The following is a 21,592-nucleotide window of genomic DNA, read 5'->3' on the forward strand; positions in this document are numbered from 1 at the left end:
GCGGGGAAACTCGACGCTCCTACTCTTCGTGGGAGCGGAAGAACGACAGGCGCCAGCGATTGCGGGCTGAGCGCGTCAGATGTTCCGACGGGTCCTCGAAGAAGGTCGACGCCAGGAACGCGGAGGTCAGGTCGTCCCGGGTAAGGCCGATATCCCTCAGCTGCGTGTCGTTCAGATCGTGCAGCGCGTTGATTTCCATGCGATTGCGGAGCCCGCGAAAGAGGGAGGTCAACGGTGCGAGGCCTGCTGCCAGACGCTGGGAAAACGTCGGGGTGAGCTTGCCGCAGTCGAGTTCTATTGTTCTGTCTGTCATCCGCATGGGACTCTCCTTTCTTTCGATTTTCTTTTAGGCGCACAACAACCCACCCCTCACGCGATGTCGTGCGAGAAGGAGCAAGGCTGTATTGGGCTCGGACAGGCAGGGCGTCTGTCCTTCACTTTGCTTGATTTGCATCCCGAAGATGCCAAAGACCTATTGATCAGTCCAACGAATGTTTCTAATGATTATCATCAGCTATCTTTATGGGTGACAACATGTCCGCGCCTCTTGATCTCGACCAATTGCAGACTTTCATCGCCATCGTCGATTCCGGCAGCTTCACCAAGGCCGCCGACAGGGTCTACAAGACCCAATCGGCCGTCTCCATGCAGATGCGCCGCCTCGAGGAGCGCATCGGCAAGCAGCTGTTCATCAAGGATGGGCGCGGCAACCGGCTGACGGTCGAGGGCGAAAAGCTGCTCAACTATGCCCGGCGCATCATCCGCCTGAACAATGAGGCGATCGCGGCCTTCGACGACAACAGGCTGGAGGGGACGCTGCGGATCGGCACGCCGGACGATTATGCCGACCGCTATATGCCGGAAATCATCGGCCGCTTCGCCAAGACGCATCCGAATGTCGAGCTCTATATCGTCTGCGAGCCCTCGGTGGATCTTGCCGAACGCATGCATAAGGGCGAGCTCGACATCGCTCTCGTCACCCACAATCCGCGCGAGCGCATGTCCGATGTGGTGAGAACCGAGCCGCTCTGCTGGGTGGGCTCGGCCAACCATCCGATCCGCGACGACGCGCCGGTACCGCTTGCCGTCGGCCGGCGCGACTGCCAGTGGCGCCAGCTCGCCTGCTCGGCGCTCGATGCTGTGGGACGCGAACACCAAATCCTGTTCACCAGCTGGTCCTGCACCGTCGTTGCCGCCGCCGTGCTTGCCGGGATGGCGGTTTCGGTGATGCCGGAATCGGCGCTGCGGACGGGCATGAAAGTGCTGAGCCAGGCGGACGGCTTTCCGACGCTGCCGCCGGTGCAGATCGGCATCATGAAGCGTCCGGGCGTTTCGCTCTCGCTGATGAATGCGATCACGGCGCATATCACCGCCTGCCTCGACAATATCACGCCCGCTGACGTCGACGACAGCCTCGAAGCGGATGTCAAATCCGCCCAGGCGCGCCTTTATCCGCGGCTGAAGGCCGCCAATATGGTACCAAGCTGGTAAGAGCTCAGGCGGCGCGCGGCACGGTGGCGGCGAAAAGCGAGGCGCGGATGACGCGCTTCCATTCGTCGAGCATGCGCCGCGCCAAGGCCTCCTCGCTGACGGCGGCAAGCCGGATGACGGCGCCGATCAGGTGGCTGAATAGGTAAGTGCGCGCGTACATTTCTTCGTCGCAAAGGTCGGGAGCCAGCTGACGCACGGCGTCATGGAAGATGCCGGCGACGCGGCCGCTATGCTCGATATTCAGCCGCAGCAGATCCTGATCGGTTTCCGTTCCCATCCAGACGCCGAGATAGACGGGATCGTTGTGATAGGAATCGTAATACCAGTCGATGGTGGCGCAGACGCGGTCCAGCGCCTGGTCGAGCGACCTGACATCAGCCAACATCGCCGCCGTCTTCGCCTGGATAGCCGAGGCGTGCTGGTCGAACAGGGCTTTGACGATCGCCGCCTTCTCCGGGAAATACTGGTAGACCGAACCGATCGGCACCTTGGCGGCGATTGCGAGTTCCGTCATCCGCATGGCGCTGACGCCCTTTTCAGCGATGATCTTGGCGGCGGCGGCGAGAATGAGGTCCAGCCTCTGGATGCTGCGCTCCTGCTTCGGCTTCCTGCGCAAGCCGATCCGATCCATGCTTTCCGCGCCCATGTCGTTCCCATTCTTATTGTTCACGGCGGAAGGCATGTGCCGAACCACCGCGTCGGGCGGGTATGACATGCAAGCCTTCACCTGCCGTAAATGGAAACATTCAGATTTTAACGGTCGTCAAAAGCCTGTGAAATCAAGGTCTCACAACATATCGCGGCAATTGATGGAGCATCGAAAAGACCTCGACAGGTTGTGCCACGCTCCCGCAGAGAAGAGACAGTCATCGCGTTGTCGAGGATATAGAGCACGCCGTCCGATTGGCTGCGATCGACGCAGGTTCAGCCCATTGCCATCCAAACGGCGAGCCAGATCCACATGGCAGCGAGTACGACATAGCCTGCCGCAAAAAGCGGGCTGCGATAGCGCAATTCGTTGCTGCTGACGTGGACAGCGGCGTGAGCATAACGCAGGGCGACGAAGATCCAGGCAAGCCCGAGTGTGACGATATTGTCGGCGTCCGTGATATAAAGAAGAATGCAGCAGACATGGAAGAGCACAGGCAGTTCGAACTGGTTGGCGAGGCAGTTCTTGACGGCAAGGCTTTCGGCCGGTTCGCCGCGGTTTTCCCGATATTCCGATTTGTTGATCTTTCCGGCGCGGACCATTTTCGCGCGCCGAAGCCCAAGAAGCGCATAAAGACCGTAAACCAGGGCCACATGGGCGAAGAGTGGCCAGAAGATTTGATAGCCGGTCATATGGCTGTTTCCTTTCCGCTTTCGCATTCGTTGCGAGCAGTAGCCGAAAGGAGAAAAGGATACCAGCGTCGGCAGCCCGCCATCAGAATAGCGGGCCGCCCGGTATCATCAGACCTGGGCGCTGCCGCCATCGACGAAGAGTTCGGCACCGGTGACGAAGCTGGAATCATCCGAGGCAAGGAAGAGTGCGGCTGCGGCAACTTCCTCGGCACGGCCGACCCTGCCCATTGGCACCTGGGCCGCAAGATAATCAAGCAGGCCCTGCTGTTGAGCTCGGTCCTTACCTGCCAATTCGACCAGCCCAGTCGTTTCCGTCGGACCGGGACTGAGCGTATTGATCCGAATGCCGCGATCCTTCAAGTCAAGGATCCAGTTGCGCGCAAAGCTGCGCAAAGCAGCTTTCGATGCGGCATACACACTGAAGGCGGGCGTGCCGGTCGAGCCTGCTGTCGATCCCGTCAATATGATCGATGATCCTCGGGCAAGCAGTGGCAGGGCCTTCTGCACCGTAAAGAGAACCCCCCTCACGTTCCGATCGAAAGTATCGTCATACTGCTCTTCGGTAATTTCGCCGAGGGGCAGCATGGACCCTCCACCCGCGTTGACGAAGAGCACGTCAATTCGCCCGGCCTCTGCCTTTACCCGTTCATAGAGTTGATCGAGGTCGGCAAGATTGGCCGAATCAGCCTGAATGCCGACAACCCCTCCGCCGATCTCAGCGATGGCTGCATCGAGAACAGCCTTGCGACGGCCGGTAATGAAAACCCGAGCGCCCTCAGCCACGAAGCGCTTGGCTGTTGCAAGACCAATGCCTGAGGTGGCGCCGGTGATGACCGCAATCTTTGCATCCAGTCTTTGTGTCATTCTCGTCTCCTTTGTTCGACTGGAGCTGAGATATGGACGGCGGCACCGTTTCGAAATAGAAAGAACTGAAAGCTATCGTTTCAGGAATGACATGACTAAATTTCCGGATTTCGAAGGCCTGGCGATGTTTGCAAAAGTCGCCGAAGAACGTTCTTTCGCGCGGGCTGCTCAAACGCTTGGGGTGTCCGTGCCGACCGTTTCGCGTGCCGTCAGCCGGCTTGAGCACAGGCTGGGCGCAAGGCTTTTCAACCGTACTTCGCGGCAGCTCGCGTTGACGGATTTTGGCCTGCGACTGATCGACAGCGCCGCACGGATCTATGCTGAGGCCGAGGCAGCAGAAGACACAGCCCGGGAGCTTGCTACCCGGCCGAGAGGCCTCATCAGGCTAGCCGCGCCGATGGCCTTCGGCACACGCTGGCTGGCGCCCATCCTACCCGATTTTTTCGAGCTCTATCCGGACATTTCCATCGACCTGCATATGAGCGATGCCGTCGTCGATATCGTGGGAGACGGCTTTGATGCGGCGCTCCGAATTGCGGTATTGCCGGATTCATCACTGGTCGCGCGCAGGCTCACACCGGTGGATCGCTTCATTCTCGCTGCATCCGCCTACATCGATCGACATGGCGCGCCGGAACACCCTCGCGACCTGGCTGCTCACCATTGCCTCGGATACGCCTACAGACCGCGCCAAGACGTCTGGCGCTTGCGTAACAGTGAAGGTAAGGAGGAGGTCATAGTGCCAAGTGGTGCGCTCAGGGCCACCAATTCGCAAGCCTTGGTACCGATGGCGCTACGCGGCCTCGGGATCATCGAACTACCGGAATTTCTCGCGCATGACTATCTCATTGACGGCCGGCTGAAGCCAATCCTTTCCGGCTGGACGCTGCCTGCCGGCGCACTGTATTTCGTCACCCCTTCTGCTCGGAGCCGACCTGCGAAGGTCGAGGTCCTTTCCGATTTCATGGTGACAAGACTTTCAAATCCCGCCTGGCGGTGGAGGAGCTGACAGCCGCTTCAGGGTTCACGCGAAGAGAGCCAGCGGGCGATGGCAAGCCGGGCGATGAGGATGAAGCAGATGGCGAGGCTTGCGAATTTCAGCCGTGTCATCCACGGCAGCAGCTGCGTCGCAAGCGTTGAGGGCGCACCGTCGCCGAACGCGACCAGGCTCGAGATGTTCTCGCCGTAATCGGCTATGCCGTAGATGAACGGCAGCAGGTAGATCGCCTTGCCGACGAGCGGATGCACCGATTGGCCGAACCACGAACCGACGGGACCGAGCTTGAGGAAGGCAAGGAACAGTAGCGCCGTCAGCAATGCCGGAAAGATCAGCTCCGGCCCGAAATACATGGCGCGCAGCAGCCTGGTCGCCGTCTCGTTCTCATCGAGCAGCTTCTGCATGTGGAATACCGCCGACTCGTCGTAACCGGCGAAATAGGTATCGAGCACTGCCTGGCCGGTTTCGTGCTTGAAGGGAACGACGAACCCGAATGTCGTCCAGGCGAGCACGGCGAGGCAGAGGGCTGCGAGCAGCGCGACGACCCAAAGAGGAATCCCGCTGCCCGCCTTCATGATCAGAGGCCGGCGCCTGGATAGTTCGGGCTCTCGCGGGTGATCGTCACGTCATGGGCGTGGCTTTCGCGAAGACCGGCACCGGAGATGCGCACGAAAGTGGCCCGCTCCTGGAAATCCTTCAGATCCTTGCCGCCGACATAACCCATGGCCGCCTTGAGACCGCCGGCGAGCTGGTGGATGACGCCCGAAACCGGCCCCTTGTACGGCACCTGACCTTCGATGCCCTCGGGCACGAGCTTCAGCGTGTCTCGCACCTCGGCCTGGAAGTAACGGTCGGCCGAGCCGCGGGCCATGGCGCCGACGGAGCCCATGCCGCGATAGGCCTTGAAGGAACGACCCTGGTAGAGATAGACCTCGCCGGGGCTTTCATCGGTACCGGCAAGCAGCGAGCCGATCATGACGGCGGAAGCGCCGGCGGCGATCGCCTTGGCAAGATCACCGGAGAACTTGATGCCGCCATCGGCTATGACGGGCACGTCCTGATCATTCGCGGCCTGCACCGCCGACATGATGGCGGCGAGCTGGGGAACGCCGACGCCGGCGACGATGCGCGTCGTGCAGATTGAACCCGGACCGATACCGACCTTGACGGCATCCGCGCCAGCATCGATCAGCGCCCTGGTGCCGTCATAGGTGGCGACGTTGCCGGCCATGATGCGCACCGAGTTGGAAAGCTTCTTGACGCGGGTGACGGCATCGAGGACGCGCTGCGAATGACCGTGGGCGGTGTCGACGACCAGAAGGTCGACGCCGGCCTCGATCAGCCGTTCGGCGCGCTCGAAGCCGTCATCGCCGACGCTGATGGCGGCGGCGGCGCGAAGCCTGCCCTGCGCATCCTTGGAAGCATTCGGGTTCAGCTGCGACTTCTCGATATCCTTGACGGTGATGAGGCCGACGCAGCGGCCCTCGGTATCGACCACCAGCAGCTTCTCGATACGATGCGAATGCAGCAGGCGCTTGGCCTCCTGCTGGTCGACGTTTTCCTTGACGGTGACCAGATTGTCCTTGGTCATCAGCTCATGGATCTTCTGTTCCTGATCGGAAGCGAAGCGGACGTCGCGGTTGGTCAGGATGCCGACGAGGCGGCCGGACTTCTCGACGACAGGGATGCCGGAAATGCTGTAGGATTTCATGAGCCCGAGCGCATCGGCAAGCGTCGCACCGGGGCCGATCGTCACCGGATTGACGACCATCCCGCTTTCAAACTTCTTCACTTGCCGGACCTGCTCGGCCTGCTCGATCGGCGTCAGGTTGCGATGAATGACGCCGAGGCCGCCGGCCTGGGCCATGGCGATCGCCAGACGGCTCTCGGTGACGGTATCCATGGCTGAAGAGATGATCGGGATGTTGAGTTCGAAATCCCGGGCGATGCGGGTGGAGATGTTCGTCTGGCCGGGCATGACCTCGGAATGTCCCGGCTGCAGCAGCACGTCGTCGAAGGTAAGCGCGTCTGCGCCGGTTGCCGTTTCAATGATGCGTGCCATGGCCAAATTCCTTCATTTAATAAAAATGCGACCCTGCCCGGAAACGAATCGTCCGCCCCGGCGGTCTGCATGGGTTGCTTGGAAGTTGGCGAGGGCTGGTAACACGTCTATGACAGGAAGGAAATAGCAAAAAGCCCGGCATGGCCGCCGGGCTCGTCATGGCAGCCATGCATCTCGCTCAGATGTCGAATTGATAGGTCTTCGGCACGAAGCGATAACCGCCATCCTGCCTCTCGACGAAGCCGACCGCCGGGAACGGCATGTGGTAGCCGAGGAAGGCGATCTTATCGGTCGCGATCATCTCGAAAACCTTGCGGCGGCTGGCCGCCGCCTGCGCCTTGTCCATGTCGAAGCGCACCTCCCAATCCGGGCGCAGCAGCGACAGGATATAATGGTTGGCCGTGTCGCCAGCAAGCACCAGGCGCTTACCCTCGGATTCGACGTGGAACACCATATGCCCCGGGCTGTGGCCCGCTGCCAGCACCGCCGTCATGCCCGGCGCGACGCTGTCACCGTCTTTGATGAAGGTGGCTTTTTCGACAAGCGGCGTCACGTTGGCGAGTACGGCCTTATGGCCTCCTTCGGCGGGCGTGCCTTCACGGGCCTTGTTCGACCAGAAATCATACTCTGCCTGGCCGACGACATAGCGGGCATTCTTGAAAGCAGCCGCGCCGTCTTCCATCAAGCCGCCGATATGATCGCTGTGCAGATGGGTCAGCGCCACGATGGTGACATCCTCGGCCGAATACCCCGCCGCCTTCAGGCCTTCGGCAAGCTGGCCGGCGCCGCGTGCTCGGGCGGCCGCACCGAAGCCGGTATCGATGAGGATGACATCGGAACCGGTATCGATGAGAGCCGGCGTATAGCCGTTCAGGAACTTGTCAGCCGGCAGGAAATTTGCGGTGAGCAACGCCTTGACCGTTTCGGGATCCTGATTGGTGCCGAAGGTTTCGTAGGGCTTTTCTGAGATGTTGATGCCGTCGCGGACGACGGTGAACTTATAGGAACCGAGCTTAAATTGATCGATTTCGGGCAAAGGCGTTCCATCCATATTTCTGTTTTCTCCAGTCGCAGCCGCTTCGGCCTTATCTCTAAAAATTGCCGGCGCCGCAGCCAAGCCAAGGCCTGCGGCAAGAAGCGTGCGCCGCTTCATTCGCGTCGAAATTGTCATATATCCATTCTCCCATGACGTGCGGTGTGCCGCCGCTCGGCCCCAATGACGTTTCCGGCCGGATTTCTTGCCCCAGCTGGGTAAACATATGTCAATGTTGATAGCCGAGGTTGTCGGGCAAGCCGTCTCACGCAGACGTGAAGCAAACGTGTCATCGACCCGAATTGGGACCCGGATTTGGGGATTGGCAGAACCCGCAGCTGGGACTAAACAGCACCGGCCTTCCCCCGCTCCATTCCGCGCCCATCAAGGCCCCCGCCTATGAATCGCATCGTCCCGCTGATCCTTGCCGTCGCCCTCTTCATGGAACAGATGGATTCGACCGTCATTGCGACGGCGCTGCCGGCGATCGCGGCGGACCTCAATGTCGGGCCGATCACCCTGAAGCTGGCGCTGACTTCCTACATGGTGGCGCTGGCGGTATTCATCCCGGTGAGCGGCTGGATGGCCGACAGGTTCGGCGCCAAAAAAATCTTCCGCCTTGCCATCGCCGTCTTCGTCATCGGCTCGATCTTCTGCGCCATCTCGTCCAACCTTGTCGAATTCGTCTTCGCCCGCTTCCTGCAGGGCATGGGCGGCGCGATGATGACACCGGTCGGCCGCCTCGTGCTGGTGCGCACGACGCAGCGCAGCGATCTGGTCTCGGCCATGGCGCTGCTCACCATCCCCGCACTTGTCGGTCCGCTCACAGGACCGCCGCTCGGCGGCTTCATCACCACCTATTTCAGCTGGCACTGGATCTTCCTGATCAATGTGCCGGTTGGCATCGTCGGCATCTGGCTGGCGACGATCTTCCTGCCGGAGGTGGAGGCGACGGCGCCGCCGAAGCTCGATTTCACCGGTTTCGTGCTGACCTCGCTTTCGGCCGCGGGTGTCGTCTTCGGGCTGTCGGTGGTCAGTCTGCCGGCCCTGCCCCCGATCATCGGCGTCACCGCCACCTTGATCGGCCTCATCTGCGGCGTCCTCTACGTGCGCCATGCCAAGCGGCATCCGGCGCCGATCCTCAATCTCAACCTGTTCAAGAACCCGACGTTCCGGGCCTCCACCTTGGGCGGCATGCTGTTTCGCATTTGCGTCGGCGCCATGCCCTTCCTGACGCCGCTGATGCTGCAGCTCGGCTTCGGGCTGACGCCGTTTCAATCCGGCCTCATCACCTTTGCCGGCGCGATCGGGGCGATCACCACCAAGTTCATGGCGAAGCGCGTCTTCGCCGCCGCCGGCTTCCGCACCACACTTCTCGGCGCCGCCATGGTGACGACGCTCGTGACTGTCGTCACCGGCCTATTCACGCCGTCGACGCCGCACCTCGTCATCATCGGCGTGCTGCTGCTCGGCGGCTTCTCCCGCTCCTTCATGTTCACCGGCGTCAATGCGCTTGCCTTCGCCGATATCGATGATGCCGAAGCCAGCCAGGCGACATCGATGAGTTCGGTGATGCAGCAGGTCAGCCTGGCGCTCGGCGTCGCGGTCGCCGCCGCGATCCTGGAGAGCTCGATCTATTTCCGCGGCGAAGCGCTGCAGGTGGCCGATTTCCACCTCGCCTTCTACATCATCGCCGGACTGACGGTCATTGCGACCATTCCCTTCATCCGGATGGACCGCAATGCCGGCGCACTCGTCTCCGGCCACCGCTCCAAGGCAATATCGGCAGCAACTGTTGAAGCCGAACAGCATGCGGTGAAATAGGCAGCCGCTACTCCGGGTTTTCACAGACGGCGGAGAGCTTGTTGCCGTCGAGATCGCGCACATAGGCGGCGTAGAAATGGGCATGGTAGGAGCGCAGGCCAGGCCCGCCCTCATCCACGGCGCCTGCCGCGATTGCCGCCGCATGGAAGGCATCGACAGCTGCTCGCGTTTCGGCTGCAAGCGCCACCATGGCGCCATTGCCTGAGGTCGCCCGACGGCGATTGAAGGGCGTCACTACCCAGAAGCGGCAGCGCGTATCGCCCTCGGCGGAATAGCCGATTTCCTCTTCGGAAGAGCGCTGGCGGCGATAACCGAGGGGAGACAGCACGGCATCATAAAAATGCCCTGCACGATAGAGGTCGTTGGTTCCGAGCGTGACGTAAAGAAGCATGGGATCAGCGGTTCAAATCCTGACAGCGCCGCGCGTCCTTTTGGACACGCAAAGGACGCGGCAACGCTTTCCATTGCTGCCTATTTTATCCTTAAATCGATCCCGATTTAAGGAATTATGCAGTCGATCGCCATCATCCGTCAGGACCGGCCCGAAGATCAAGCTTCTTCTGCTTCGCCTTCGGCCTTGCGCCCCTTGAACCCCTTGGCCAGCAGGAACATCTCGACCGATTCGGCGCGCGACGAGTTCGGCTTGACATGGACGACCTGGCGGAAGTTCTGCTTCAGCATGGCGAGCAGCTCACGCTCGGTGCCACCCTGGAAGGTTTTGGTGAGGAAATGCCCGCCTTCCTGGAGCACTTCGACGGCGAAATGTGCCGCGACTTCGCAGAGATGCATGGTGCGCAAATGGTCGGTGCGGTGGTGGCCGGTGGTTGGTGCAGCCATGTCCGATATGACAAGATCGGGCGTGCCGCCGACCGCCTCCAACAGCTTTTCCGGCGCCGTCGGATCGAGGAAATCGAGCTGCAGGATCTTGACCCCCGGCAGCTGGGTCATTTCAAGGAAATCGATCGCAGCCACACGAATATCATCATCCGTCGAGCCAGTGACCTTGGCTGCGATCTGCGACCAACTGCCGGGGGCAGCGCCGAGATCGATGATGCGCCTGGCGCCGCGCAGGATGTGGTGTTTCTCATCGATCTCCAGCAGCTTGAAGGCGGCACGAGCGCGATATCCCTCAAGCTGGGCGCGCTGCACATAGGGATCGTTGATGTGGCGCTCCAGCCATTGGCGGGAGGAGGCCTTCATCTTCTTGTTCTTGACGCGCTGGCCGAGCTTGCGGCCGGTGCGGTTTCCCGCGATCGGTGCCTTGGTCATGCCTACCCCTTATCTCACGATCTCACGCGCTGGCCGCGGCGGTTGCGGTTGCGCCGCCACACGCCGTCATCGGCCATCATGTCGGTGAGCAAGCCTTCCCTCAAGCCGCGATCGGCAACGCGCATGCGCGGGCTCGGCCAGCGGCGGCGGATTGCCTCGAGAATGGCGCAGCCGGCGAGCACCAGATCGGCCCGATCGGGCCCGATGCAGGGATTGGCGGCGCGGCTTGCGAAATCCCAGGAGAGAAGCTTTGCCTGCATGGCGGAGACCTCATCGTCGGACAGCCAGATGCCATCGACCTTGCGCCGGTCATAACGCGGCAGGTCGAGATGCACGCCGGCAAGCGTCGTCACCGTGCCTGATGTGCCGATGAGATGAAAGTCGCCGGTCTGGGCGACCTCGATCTCCGGGCAATCGAAGCGTCCAAGCATGCCTTCGACTTCACGCACCATGTCTTCGAAGGCCTCCGGCGTGACGTCGTGCCCGCCATGGCGCTCCGACAGCGTCACGACGCCGACCGGCAGCGAGGTCCAGTGGGTGATGTGATTGGCAAGGCGGCTGAAGCGATTGTCGCCGATGCGGATGACGGCGATCTCCGACGAGCCGCCGCCGATATCGAAGAGCACGACGGAGCGCGTCTCGCGACCGACCAGCGAGGAGCAGCCGGAGACGGCAAGCCGCGCCTCTGTCTCGCGATCGATGATCTCGAGCGCGAGGCCGGTTTCGGCAACGACCCGGCTGAGGAATTCCTCGCCATTGACGGCCTGGCGGCAGGCTTCGGTGGCGATCAGCCGCATGCGGCGGATCTCCCGGTTCCTGAGTTTGGAGGCGCAGATCCTCAGCGCCTCGATCGCCCGCTCCATCGCTTCGTCGGACAGACGGCCGCTGGCCGCAAGGCCTTCGCCGAGGCGCACGATGCGGGAAAAGGCGTCGACGACGCGAAATTGTCCCGGACGGGTCGGCTGGGCAATGAGGAGACGGCAATTGTTGGTGCCGAGATCGAGGGCGGCGTAGAGTTCCTCGGGCCAAGCATGCTCGCCGGTCTGACGATCCCCCTGATGCCCGGGAGGGGCATGGCTTTCCTGGCGGCCCCTGCGGTTGGCGCTTGCGCCATTCAGTGTTTCACGCAGTTCGGCCCTGAGCACCGTTTCTTCTGCGCGGCGTTCCTGCTGCGGGGCACCTGATGGTTTTGCCGATGTCAGCGGCCGGCCCTGCAGACCGCGCTTGCCGCGGTGTTTGCGGCGATTGCGACGGCTCGGCGCTGAATCGCTATCGGAGCGGACAGCATTGCCCGCCGCTGCCGTCTGTTCCATTGCCTGGGGGTGAGGTGAACCATCCTGCACGGCGCCATGGCCACCACGACGGCGACGCTTGCGCTTGCGGGCCGGATTCCCGGCTGCATCTTCTATCGGGCGCGCAGGCTGTCCGGCACCGCCGGAAGGCTCATGCGAAGCGGGATGAGCCGCGTTGCGGGATTGCCCGCCACGTTTGCCCTTGCGGCGCCTGGACTTCTTGCCGTCCTTGCGCCCTGCCGCCGACGCCCCGTCAAATTGCAGCTTTGCGCCGCCTTCGGGGTCTTCCACGTTGTTTTTCCACCGCGCCGCGCAAGTCTTAAGATATGCAGCAGGCGCTCATTCGATTTTTGCGTTGCGGCAAGAATATCAGCGCCCGCCAAAATCACCAAATTCTTTTTTAGCCAGGGGATTTGAGGATGGTTTCACGTCTTCCGCACAGCACCGAATTTTTTCAAATCGGCTATTTGCAATCCGCCCGCTTTTGGTTATAAGCGCCGCACAGCAGCCAAGCCATGCTTCGGCGGCAACTGCTGGGGAATAGTTCAATGGTAGAACGACGGACTCTGACTCCGTTAATCTTGGTTCGAATCCAGGTTCCCCAGCCAATATTTCACGGTCCCCTCCAATGCCTGCTTACTTTTCGCTGCCCTGATCATTTCGATCGACGGGCGCAGGATGTCGGCGAATCCGACATCGTGGCTTGGGCGAGCATCTTGCAGCATCTACGCATTACACGCGCCCATTTCGATTTTTGTTGATTTCGGCGCGCCGTGGTGGGCGGCGATGGTAGGCGCTATTTGGCGTCGGCCTGACGTCTTCTCGCTTCTGGAACGGCCCGTAGACAAAATTGGTCAGCGACTGGGAAAACAAATGCAAACTAATGAGGATTCCGGAATGCTGATTTACAACAGCGCAGAAAATAAAGATTGAAATCGGCCCCGCCCGCAAATCTTTTATCAGGCCATGCTGTTCTCCCTCCAAGATCTCTGTGTTAGGCAGCCCAAAAGCGCCAATCTTGCGCGCGACCAAAGTGACGCTCTCGATATCGAAGGCAGGCGCTAGCATTGAAGGTTTACAGACCAGAGATTGATGGCTTAAGGGCCATATCGGTGATCGCGGTTATCCTTTATCACGCCGAGTTCACGGTTGCCGGCCACACGTTGCTTTCTGGTGGATACATTGGCGTCGATGTATTTTTTGTGATTAGCGGCTTCCTGATTTCCCAAATTTTGCTGACGGAAATCGAAGCAACGGGGCGTATCGATTTCCTTAAATTCTACGCTCGGCGCGCGCGGAGAATTTTGCCGGCGTTGTTCGCAGTGATTTTCGCGACAATGCCCTTCGCCTACTATTTTTTATTGCCATCGGAACTCATAGACTACGCGAACTCCATAGGCTCGTCGCTCCTATTCGGATCGAATATCTATTTTTATTTTACTGCGGCTCAGTACGGGGAGCCCAATACCCTTCTCAAGCCTTTTCTTCACACCTGGTCGTTGAGTGTCGAAGAGCAGTTTTATATTGGGTTTCCGGTCTTATTGCTGATCGTGCGCCGATACTTGAAATCAAGGTTTTTGCCATGCGTGTTGCTCGCGGCATCCGTCAGCTTCGTATTGTGTGCGGTAACGGTAGGGCATGATCAGCAACAGGCTTTCTACTCGCCACTCACCCGGGCCTGGGAACTTCTGGCCGGAACACTTCTCGCCTATCACGAGGTGAGGCGTGGACGAACTCGCCCTCAGCCGTTCCTCGCGGCGGCCGGGCTTTTGCTCGTTCTTGGTTCCCTCATCTTGTTTGGAAAGGACACGGTTCATCCTGGCCTGGTAACTGTAGTCCCAGTCATTGGGACCTGTCTGGTGCTCGCATTCGCCGGTCAGCAGAACGCAGCCGGGCGCCTGTTGGCTTCTCGGCCTGCGGCGCTCACCGGATTAGTATCCTACTCCTTATATTTGTGGCACTATCCGGTCTTCGCCTTCTGGCGGTTGACAAGCTTGAATTTCGACAATGGTGACAAGCTTCTCGCCATCGCAGTGACGGTCCTGGTCGCGGTCGTCAGCTTTGTCGTCATCGAAAAGCCCTTTCGCCACACCAGGAGAAGCCGCGCTCTCTGGATCACCCTGAGCTCATCAGTTGCAACCATCGCGGCTGCTGTCCTGTCAGCAATCTCTATGGCCGGTTTTCCTCACAGGCTGGATGAAGTCTATTCACCTCTCGCACAGGCGAACGAAGCACGGCTCGAAAGCACTTTTCTAAGCCTGAACGACAACATTCAAGCTGCGAAACCCATTATCTTCATCATCGGGGACTCGCACGCCAGAAACTGGTCAATCGCGCTGAAAAATTACATCGATACCGACCGATATCAAATCGTGGCAGTCAGCTACTTGAACTGCATGGTAGAGATCAAGAACGATATTGTTAAGGCCCCCTCTCGCGCCAGCATTTACGATAAATACTGCATTCCCTTTGAAAAATATATCAACGACAAGTCATTGCTCAGCCGAACGAAAGCGATATTCCTCACGAGCCTTCGCCCGTTCGAGTACACCGTCAACCCCTTCAGGTTTGAGCTTCTTTCCTGGATGAAAAGCCACTCGGATGACGCGCGAATTTTCGTTTTCGGAAATTATTTCCAGCTCGAGGAATCGCAATCGTGCCTGGGGCTCATGTTTCAGAGAAAATCCGATGCCTCTATATGCCTGCGGGAAGCGACCTATCCGCCGGCCAACCAGCATTTGGATCAACTGCCATTTTTCCCATCTCATCTTGCTTTCACCTACGTCGATATCGTCAAGCTTCACTGTGATTACGACAAGGAGAAATGCCTCACCAGCAGCAGGGGTGTTCCGTTCATCACAGACTGGAACCATCTGACAGCCGAATTTCTGACGACCCTGATCGGTGACATTCTGGAAAAGAGAACCGCCGACCTACGGGGCGAGGGTCTCCTCGATTTCCTGGTACCGCCACACGCCAGACAATCCGAACGAACTGCAAGTTCTCAGCCGAACGCCGGCCCAACGTCTTCCGCTTCTCCATGAGATTGAGCGGACAGACGCCGGGAACGACGGTGAACCTGGTGTTCAAGTCCGGACTTTCGGCATACCCCATCGTCTCGATCAAGGGCAGCAGCCACGTCGCCTAAAGCTGACGGCTCACACGTCACGCCAATCGCCGCCCTTTGGAGTTCTGGATGCCCGACAGCTATTGTTGCGCCACGGCGGCGTTACCTTCGAACTGCAGAAACCAATCATACACTGCGCGGATACCTTCCTCCAGCGAGATGCGTGGCTTCCAGCCCATGTTCTTCAGCTTGTCGGTGCTCATGAGCTTACGCGGCGTCCCGTCAGGCTTGGAGAGGTCGTGGGCAATTTTTCCTTCGTAACCGACAACACGGCAAACCAACCGCGCGAGCTCGATGATTTCAATGTCCTCTCCCGAACCGACATTGATGTGCTGCGCGTCCGAATAGTTCTTCAACAGGAAAACCAGCGCATCCGCGCAATCGTCAACGTGGAGGAATTCCCGTCGTGGCTTTCCGGTTCCCCAGATGGCAATTTCGGATGCCCCCGTCACCTTTGCGAGGTGCGCTTTGTGAATTAGCGCCGGCAGAACGTGACTGGATTGCAGATCGAAATTATCGCCCGGACCATAGAGGTTGGTGGGCATGGCAGAAATATAATCGCGTCCGTGCTGCTTGCGGTAGGATTCGGCCAGCTTGATCCCGGCAATCTTGGCGACAGCATACCACTCGTTGGTCGGCTCAAGCGGTCCGGTCAGAAGCGCATCTTCAGAAATCGGCTGCGGCGCGAATTTAGGATAAATGCAGCTTGAGCCCAGAAACAGAAGCCTGTCGATGCCGTTACGATGTGCGGCTTCGAAGATATTGGCCTCAATAATCAGGTTATCGTAGAGGAAATCGGCCGGGAAGGCATCGTTCGCAAGAATACCGCCAACCTTTGCAGCAGCGAGGATGATCGCATCCGGTCTGTTCGTCTGGACGAATCTCTCGACCTCGTCCTGCCGTTTGAGATCAAGCTCCTGTCGCGTTGCCGTGATGACAGTGCAATTTTCTGAGTGAAGCCTGCGCACAAGCGCGCTGCCCACCATGCCGCGATGGCCGGCGACCCAGATTTTCCTGTTGGACAAGTCGGACACTCAGCTGCCTTTCCTGCTGTTCAGGGCCTTCCAGTGCTTGATATCTTCACGCACCATTTCGGCGGCGAGTTCGCGAACCGGGGTCTTGTGGTGCCAGCCCAATTTCTGACGTGCCTTGGTCGGGTCGCCAAGCAAAAGGTCGACTTCCGTCGGGCGGAAATACCGCGGGTCGATTTCCACAAGGCAGGCGCCGGACACGGAGTCATAACCCTTTTCGTCGACGCCGGACCCCTTCCATTCCAAAGCAATGCCCACGTCGGCAAAAGCCCACTCCACAAACTGGCGGACACTCGTCGTCTCACCGGTCGCCAAGACGTAGTCATCCGGCTTGTCCTGCTGCAGCATGCGCCACATGCCCTCGACATATTCACGCGCGTGGCCCCAGTCACGCTTGGCGTCGAGATTGCCGAGGAAAAGCTTATCCTGCCGCCCCAGATGGATGGCAGCCACCGCCATCGTGATCTTGCGCGTGACGAAGGTTTCGCCGCGAAGCGGGCTTTCGTGATTGAAAAGAATGCCGTTCGACGCATGCATGCCGTAGGCCTCGCGATAATTCACGACGATCCAGTAGGCATAGAGCTTGGCTGCGGCATAGGGAGAACGCGGGTAAAAGGGCGTCTTCTCGTTCTGCGGCACTTCCTGCACAAGACCGTAGAGTTCCGAGGTCGATGCCTGGTAGAATCGAGTCTTTTCCTCAAGCCCCAGGATACGGATCGCTTCGAGCAACCTCAACGTCCCGATGCCATCGGCATCCGCCGTATATTCAGGCGTTTCGAAGCTGACACCCACATGGCTTTGTGCGGCAAGATTGTAGATTTCATCGGGCTGCGTCTGCTGCACGATCCGCAGCAGGTTGGTCGAGTCGATCATATCGCCATAGTGGAGAATGAAGCGAGGATGTGCCTCATGCGGATCCTGATAGATATGTTCGATGCGGCCGGTATTAAAAGACGAGGACCGCCGCTTGATACCGTGCACCGTATAGCCCTTGCTCAGAAGCAATTCGGCCAAATAGGCACCATCCTGACCAGTCACCCCAGTAATAAGCGCGGTTTTTGTCATTTTCTACGCCGTCTTTCGATGCAATCTTCGGGATGTGTTTATGGAAACGGCCGAACTAGCGCAACCCCCATGTAACCGAGCAAGGCAATCGAAATGGCCATCGCGGATCTCTGCGGTTGACGTGGGACTGGCACAATGAGACTAGAGTTTTCCAAATTATCAGATCTCCAAGGGGGAAAATATGATCCTGGTGACGGGAGGGGCAGGTTTCATCGGTGCGAATTTCGTACTCGATTGGCTTGCGCTTCATGATGAGCCGATCGTCAACCTCGATGTGCTGACCTATGCCGGCAACCTGGAGAACCTCGCCTCCGTCTGGGAGGACCCGCGCCATCTGTTCGTCAAAGGCAGCATCTCGGACTATGATCTTATCGAAGAATTGCTCCGCTCCCATCGTCCTCGCGCAATCCTGAATTTCGCTGCCGAAAGTCACGTCGATCGATCGATCCACGGGCCTGAGGAATTTATCCAGACGAATATTGTCGGTACTTTTCGCCTGTTGGAGGCTATCCGCGGATTTCTTGCCTCACAGGATGAAGCCTTCCAAGAGAGCTTCCGTTTTCTTCACGTGTCGACGGACGAAGTCTACGGTTCGCTTGCCCCGGCGGAGGCTCCCTTCAGCGAGCATCGCAAATACGAACCCAACAGCCCTTATTCCGCAAGCAAGGCAGCGAGCGATCATCTGGTTCGCGCCTATCATCACACCTACGGGTTACCGGTTCTGACGACGAACTGTTCGAACAATTATGGTCCCTATCATTTTCCCGAGAAGCTTATTCCCCTGGTCATTCATAATGCACTCTCGGGAAAGCAGATCCCAATCTACGGCGACGGGATGCAGGTGCGCGACTGGCTGTTCGTCAAGGACCATTGCAGCGCGATCCGGTGCGTTATGGAGAATGGAAAGGTTGGGGAGACCTATAATGTCGGCGGCAGAAACGAGCTGACCAATCTATCGGTGGTCAATACGCTCTGCGAGATCCTCGATGAATTGAGGCCCCTGCCACACGGGGCGAGCTACAAGGCCCAGATCTCCTTTGTGCGTGATCGGCCCGGTCATGATCGCCGTTACGCCATCGATGCGACCAAGATCGAGCGAGAGCTGGACTGGCGCCCGGTCGAAACATTCGAGACCGGCATTCGTAAGACCGTCGAATGGTATCTCGCCAACCAAGCATGGGTGGAAAACGTCACAAGCGGCGGCTACCGCCAATGGATCGACCGCCAGTATCAATAACGGGTCGGAGGCAAGGCCCCTCCTCGCGAGCGTGACGTCAATACCTGATGAAATTGTGCAGGAAACGTTTAACCGGCAGGGGAACATGACGTTGCACCCATCTGCGCGCCATGACCTTGAAAAAGGGGCGAAGGCCGCCGGAAAAGCCTGGAGAAATCGTCCTGATCACCTTCAGGGCTCGCATCAGAGCGCGCTCGTAAGTCTCGTAAACAGCCGCCGGCTCTTCGCAAACGGCGGTGTAGAAAGTCGACAACCGATCGAACATGCCATTGGTCAGCAACTGAAACTGGTGAAAGTGATAAAAAATCAGAGGCGAACCATCGACCTCGATCTTACCTGATGCATCCTGCGTAAAATGCAGCTTTTCGTAATTCCAGGGAGCAACCCCAGCTCCCGGATGCTCGATGATATGGCAATTCGGATAGAGATCCGGCCATTCGTCCAGATATTTCTGGTCACCCATTTTGCCGTCTTCCAGGCGATAGTAGCACCATTCGATGCACTGCTCGCGCCAGCGCGCGAGGCAGCGCATTCCCTCTTCATCGCGTCGGAAACTCACCCATTCCACACAGAAGCGGCCGTTTACTTCCCTGTTCTGCAGTCGCGGGGCAAAGCGGTGTTCGATAATGGCGATGGAACTAGTACCGATCTCATCAAAAATTGGACGGAGCGGTGAATAAAACAGCAGATCGGAGTCGAGATAGGTGATGAAATCGATTTCCGGGTGCTGCTCCAGCACGAAACTCGGCAGACACGGCGACAAGGTCCAACAATATTCAGCGACGCCGCGCGATTTCTTAGCTTCGAGGAGTTCCGGCGTCTCGAGATCGGCAAGTGCAATGCAAGTGATGTAGGACCTCTTGGAGGCGATCAAAATATCCTGCGTCTGCTGGTCCATGCAAAGCACAAAGACATGCGCGTCGGGGCACCACTGGACGAGGCTCTCCATCATGGCCATCCCCTTGATGAGATAACCGCTGTCGAAAAGGGTACAAAAGTAGTTCGTCATGACTGGGATTGTTTCCTGCACAAATAAGTGCGGCTTGCATTGCCCTTGCTACTGTCACGTGGATCGGCGCTCTCGTTGAGCGTGAAGGTCGCCTGGACTTCCAGGCGATGAACGCGAAACATATCCAATAGCTGCGGCTCGGAAAAATGGATCTCTATGGTCTCGACCCCATAGGCTTGCTTGCGGAAATACTTGGTCGGTTCTCCATAGACAACAGGCGTACGGTGAAAAATCACGTATTTCTTGGCAACGCGGGCGCTCTCTGCGATTGCCGCTTCATAGTCGGGAATATGCAGCAGGCAGCATCCCGAGACCACGACATCGAAAGCTTCATCCTGGTAGCTGAGCCGAGTCGCATCCTCCACGTCGAATGACAGTCTCGGGTAGATGCTGCGCGCCATATCGATGAAAGCGTCGGAATAATCACAGCCCCGATAGCGCAAAGGCAAGCCATTCATCTCAAGCACTTCGGAGTAATATCCGCTAGAACAGCCGATTTCGAGCAGCGAGCCATTCGCCGGCAGGTTTTCGATTCTGCGCAACGCGGCGGTAAAAACATCGAATACATCGATGGAAGCACCGCTGCGATATTCCTTCAGCTGGCGCTCGACAAGGGTCCTCTGACGTGCTGGTAGATCACTCGCTTTCCAAGATGCAGCAAGCCGCGAACTTTCACTGTCTCTACGAGCCGCGTCTATCTCGACATAGCGTGATGATACGGATGTCGCAGGCAACAGATGTTCACGCAATCGCTTCAACTGGCTCTTCACTCCCGGAAAGCGATTGAGACTCGCGCGCAGAAACGACATCAGCCCCGTCCCCCCAGATATCGCTCAAGGATCGGCACCAGTTCTTCCATTCTCGACTTGTAGGTGTGGTCCTTCAGCGTCCTTGCCTGACCAGCCTTTGCGATCGCGTCGGCCTCGTCGGGATGGTCTATATAGTGGCGGATAAGTTCAGCCGCTTCCTCAGGGCTGGAATAGGCAACCACCTCCTTGCCGACCTCGAAGATCTCACCGAGATTATCCTTCCTGTCGGTTATGAGCAGCGATCCGACACCGGTCGCCTCGTAGAGCCGCATGTTGTTGGCATTGTTCTCGGCAACGTTGATATGCCGGTTGACGGTGATCCGGCTGCGCGCCAGAGCACGATACATATCCGGACCCCAGACTTCGCCATTATGGCGTTTTCGAATCGGAGAGGAGCGCGGAAGCGTCTTGGCACCGTAGCCGAAAAATTGTATCGGCGTCGTGTTGGCAAGATGTTCGAGCAAGGGGATCGCCTTGCCATGATGGCGGCTTATGCCGCCGACGAAGCTCACCGGCACATCGCGCGTGATATCGCCAAGGATATCGAGCACCCGGGTATCGAAACCAATCCTGAAATATTCGGATTTTATCCCCATCTCGCGAAAACGCGGCACGAAATGAGGGAAGGATGTCAGAATGAGGTCATAGGGCCGCAGAAAGCCGTCGGGCGGCAATGGACAAGCGATCTGCCCGACGATGAGCGGCACCGTCTTTTTCAACTCATTCAGCGCATGAGGCGGAAAAAAGCTCAGATCCTGGCAGTAGAGCACGTCAGGCTTGAATGCGCGGACCCGCGCCATCGCGACCTCCAGCAAGCCGGGGAGAGCCGCCAGGCGCGCACCAATATAAGGCAATCTGAAAAACCGATGCGGCAACTTCATCGCCCAAGGGCTGAATGGTTCGCTGTTCTCTCGCGCCCAAGCCGATTGAAGCGGAACACAATTGCCGACGATATCGATGACGTCGCAACCCAGTTCCTTCAGGTGGCGCGAATAGAAATCGGACGTGCCGAACGCTGCCTCAAGCAGAGCGTCCGTCTGCCTTTGGGAAGAGGCCGACCTCAGATCACGATTGCGACGATAATGCATCGTCAGAAATCGGGAATAGTAGGTATCGAATACGGCAATCCGCATAACGCTAA

General features: G+C 58.7%; 21 protein-coding genes and 1 tRNA gene. 6 read left to right on the forward strand and 16 right to left on the reverse strand.

Features of this window, described 5'->3' with window-relative positions; translation table 11 throughout:
• Nucleotides 1-19: 19 nt before the first annotated feature.
• Nucleotides 20-319: a DUF1127 domain-containing protein gene (locus G9X68_RS05100; RefSeq protein ID WP_171601522.1), complete on the reverse strand. Its 300-nt coding sequence runs from the start codon at nt 317-319 to the stop codon at nt 20-22.
• Nucleotides 320-534: 215 nt separating this feature from the next.
• On the opposite strand from G9X68_RS05100, the gene G9X68_RS05105 reads away from it, so the two are divergent.
• Entirely contained in the window at nt 535-1,491 is a 957-nt protein-coding gene (locus G9X68_RS05105; RefSeq protein ID WP_206679624.1) for a LysR substrate-binding domain-containing protein, read from the forward strand.
• 4 nt (nt 1,492-1,495) lie between these two features.
• On the opposite strand, the gene G9X68_RS05110 is transcribed toward G9X68_RS05105, so the two are convergent.
• From G9X68_RS05110 to G9X68_RS05120, 3 genes are all read right to left on the reverse strand, one after another.
• Nucleotides 1,496-2,137: a TetR family transcriptional regulator gene (locus tag G9X68_RS05110; protein WP_244956110.1), complete on the reverse strand. Its 642-nt coding sequence runs from the start codon at nt 2,135-2,137 to the stop codon at nt 1,496-1,498.
• Nucleotides 2,138-2,415: 278 nt separating this feature from the next.
• Nucleotides 2,416-2,832, reverse strand: a complete 417-nt coding sequence (locus G9X68_RS05115) for an MAPEG family protein (RefSeq protein WP_168311473.1) — start codon at nt 2,830-2,832, stop codon at nt 2,416-2,418.
• Between the two features lie 108 nt (nt 2,833-2,940).
• Nucleotides 2,941-3,696, reverse strand: coding sequence for an SDR family oxidoreductase (locus tag G9X68_RS05120; protein ID WP_168311474.1), 756 nt, complete (start codon nt 3,694-3,696; stop codon nt 2,941-2,943).
• A gap of 91 nt (nt 3,697-3,787) precedes the next feature.
• Between G9X68_RS05120 and G9X68_RS05125 the strand changes: the two genes are divergently transcribed.
• Entirely contained in the window at nt 3,788-4,705 is a 918-nt protein-coding gene (locus G9X68_RS05125; protein ID WP_171602161.1) for a LysR family transcriptional regulator, read from the forward strand.
• An 8-nt stretch (nt 4,706-4,713) separates the two neighbouring features.
• On the opposite strand, the gene G9X68_RS05130 is transcribed toward G9X68_RS05125, so the two are convergent.
• From G9X68_RS05130 to G9X68_RS05140, 3 genes are all read right to left on the reverse strand, one after another.
• On the reverse strand, nt 4,714-5,268 hold the full coding sequence (locus tag G9X68_RS05130; RefSeq protein ID WP_168311475.1) for a hypothetical protein: 555 nt from the start codon (nt 5,266-5,268) through the stop codon (nt 4,714-4,716).
• A gap of 2 nt (nt 5,269-5,270) precedes the next feature.
• A complete protein-coding gene (gene guaB / locus G9X68_RS05135; protein ID WP_171601524.1) occupies nt 5,271-6,755 on the reverse strand; it encodes an IMP dehydrogenase in 1,485 nt (494 codons plus the stop codon).
• A gap of 178 nt (nt 6,756-6,933) precedes the next feature.
• Nucleotides 6,934-7,926 carry an MBL fold metallo-hydrolase gene (locus tag G9X68_RS05140; protein WP_171601525.1) on the reverse strand — a complete coding sequence of 331 codons (993 nt, stop codon included), beginning with the start codon at nt 7,924-7,926 and terminating at the stop codon, nt 6,934-6,936.
• Between the two features lie 261 nt (nt 7,927-8,187).
• Here G9X68_RS05140 and G9X68_RS05145 point away from each other — a divergent pair, with 261 nt between their 5' ends.
• Complete coding sequence (locus tag G9X68_RS05145; protein ID WP_171601526.1) at nt 8,188-9,612, forward strand: DHA2 family efflux MFS transporter permease subunit; 1,425 nt, start codon at nt 8,188-8,190, stop codon at nt 9,610-9,612.
• Between the two features lie 7 nt (nt 9,613-9,619).
• On the opposite strand, the gene G9X68_RS05150 is transcribed toward G9X68_RS05145, so the two are convergent.
• From G9X68_RS05150 to G9X68_RS05160, 3 genes are all read right to left on the reverse strand, one after another.
• Nucleotides 9,620-10,003 (reverse strand): VOC family protein, encoded by a 384-nt coding sequence (locus G9X68_RS05150; RefSeq protein ID WP_171601527.1) that lies wholly within the window; start codon nt 10,001-10,003, stop codon nt 9,620-9,622.
• 158 nt (nt 10,004-10,161) lie between these two features.
• Nucleotides 10,162-10,881: an RlmE family RNA methyltransferase gene (locus G9X68_RS05155; protein WP_018497452.1), complete on the reverse strand. Its 720-nt coding sequence runs from the start codon at nt 10,879-10,881 to the stop codon at nt 10,162-10,164.
• Nucleotides 10,882-10,895: 14 nt separating this feature from the next.
• The gene (locus G9X68_RS05160; protein ID WP_171601528.1) at nt 10,896-12,464 is read right to left on the reverse strand and encodes a Ppx/GppA phosphatase family protein; all 1,569 of its coding nucleotides are present in this window, start codon (nt 12,462-12,464) and stop codon (nt 10,896-10,898) included.
• Between the two features lie 243 nt (nt 12,465-12,707).
• Here G9X68_RS05160 and G9X68_RS05165 point away from each other — a divergent pair.
• Nucleotides 12,708-12,781 (forward strand) — tRNA-Gln (locus G9X68_RS05165).
• 124 nt (nt 12,782-12,905) lie between these two features.
• On the opposite strand, the gene G9X68_RS05170 is transcribed toward G9X68_RS05165, so the two are convergent.
• Nucleotides 12,906-13,241 (reverse strand): hypothetical protein, encoded by a 336-nt coding sequence (locus tag G9X68_RS05170; RefSeq protein WP_171601529.1) that lies wholly within the window; start codon nt 13,239-13,241, stop codon nt 12,906-12,908.
• On the opposite strand from G9X68_RS05170, the gene G9X68_RS05175 reads away from it, so the two are divergent.
• The gene (locus G9X68_RS05175) at nt 13,241-15,217 is read left to right on the forward strand and encodes an acyltransferase family protein (RefSeq protein ID WP_171601530.1); all 1,977 of its coding nucleotides are present in this window, start codon (nt 13,241-13,243) and stop codon (nt 15,215-15,217) included. The genes G9X68_RS05170 and G9X68_RS05175 overlap by 1 nt on opposite strands.
• A 163-nt stretch (nt 15,218-15,380) precedes the next feature.
• On the opposite strand, the gene fcl is transcribed toward G9X68_RS05175, so the two are convergent.
• Both fcl and gmd read right to left on the reverse strand, forming a co-directional pair.
• On the reverse strand, nt 15,381-16,334 hold the full coding sequence (gene fcl / locus G9X68_RS05180) for a GDP-L-fucose synthase (RefSeq protein ID WP_168317440.1): 954 nt from the start codon (nt 16,332-16,334) through the stop codon (nt 15,381-15,383).
• Nucleotides 16,335-17,396 (reverse strand): GDP-mannose 4,6-dehydratase, encoded by a 1,062-nt coding sequence (gmd, locus tag G9X68_RS05185; protein WP_171601531.1) that lies wholly within the window; start codon nt 17,394-17,396, stop codon nt 16,335-16,337. It lies immediately after the preceding gene.
• Between the two features lie 181 nt (nt 17,397-17,577).
• Between gmd and rfbB the strand changes: the two genes are divergently transcribed.
• Nucleotides 17,578-18,633: a dTDP-glucose 4,6-dehydratase gene (gene rfbB, locus G9X68_RS05190; protein ID WP_171601532.1), complete on the forward strand. Its 1,056-nt coding sequence runs from the start codon at nt 17,578-17,580 to the stop codon at nt 18,631-18,633.
• A gap of 37 nt (nt 18,634-18,670) precedes the next feature.
• Here the strand turns inward: rfbB and G9X68_RS05195 are convergent, their stop codons facing one another.
• The 3 genes from G9X68_RS05195 to G9X68_RS05205 are packed head-to-tail and all read right to left on the reverse strand — an operon-like array spanning nt 18,671 to nt 21,584.
• Nucleotides 18,671-19,642 carry a hypothetical protein gene (locus G9X68_RS05195; protein WP_171601533.1) on the reverse strand — a complete coding sequence of 324 codons (972 nt, stop codon included), beginning with the start codon at nt 19,640-19,642 and terminating at the stop codon, nt 18,671-18,673.
• Nucleotides 19,639-20,451 carry a class I SAM-dependent methyltransferase gene (locus G9X68_RS05200; RefSeq protein WP_171601534.1) on the reverse strand — a complete coding sequence of 271 codons (813 nt, stop codon included), beginning with the start codon at nt 20,449-20,451 and terminating at the stop codon, nt 19,639-19,641. Before G9X68_RS05200 ends, G9X68_RS05195 begins: the two co-directional genes overlap by 4 nt.
• Nucleotides 20,451-21,584, reverse strand: a complete 1,134-nt coding sequence (locus G9X68_RS05205; RefSeq protein ID WP_171601535.1) for a CgeB family protein — start codon at nt 21,582-21,584, stop codon at nt 20,451-20,453. Before G9X68_RS05205 ends, G9X68_RS05200 begins: the two co-directional genes overlap by 1 nt.
• Nucleotides 21,585-21,592: the final 8 nt, after the last annotated feature.

This window comes from Rhizobium changzhiense (assembly GCF_013087625.1).
Classification (GTDB): Bacteria; Pseudomonadota; Alphaproteobacteria; order Rhizobiales; family Rhizobiaceae; genus Rhizobium; species Rhizobium sophorae.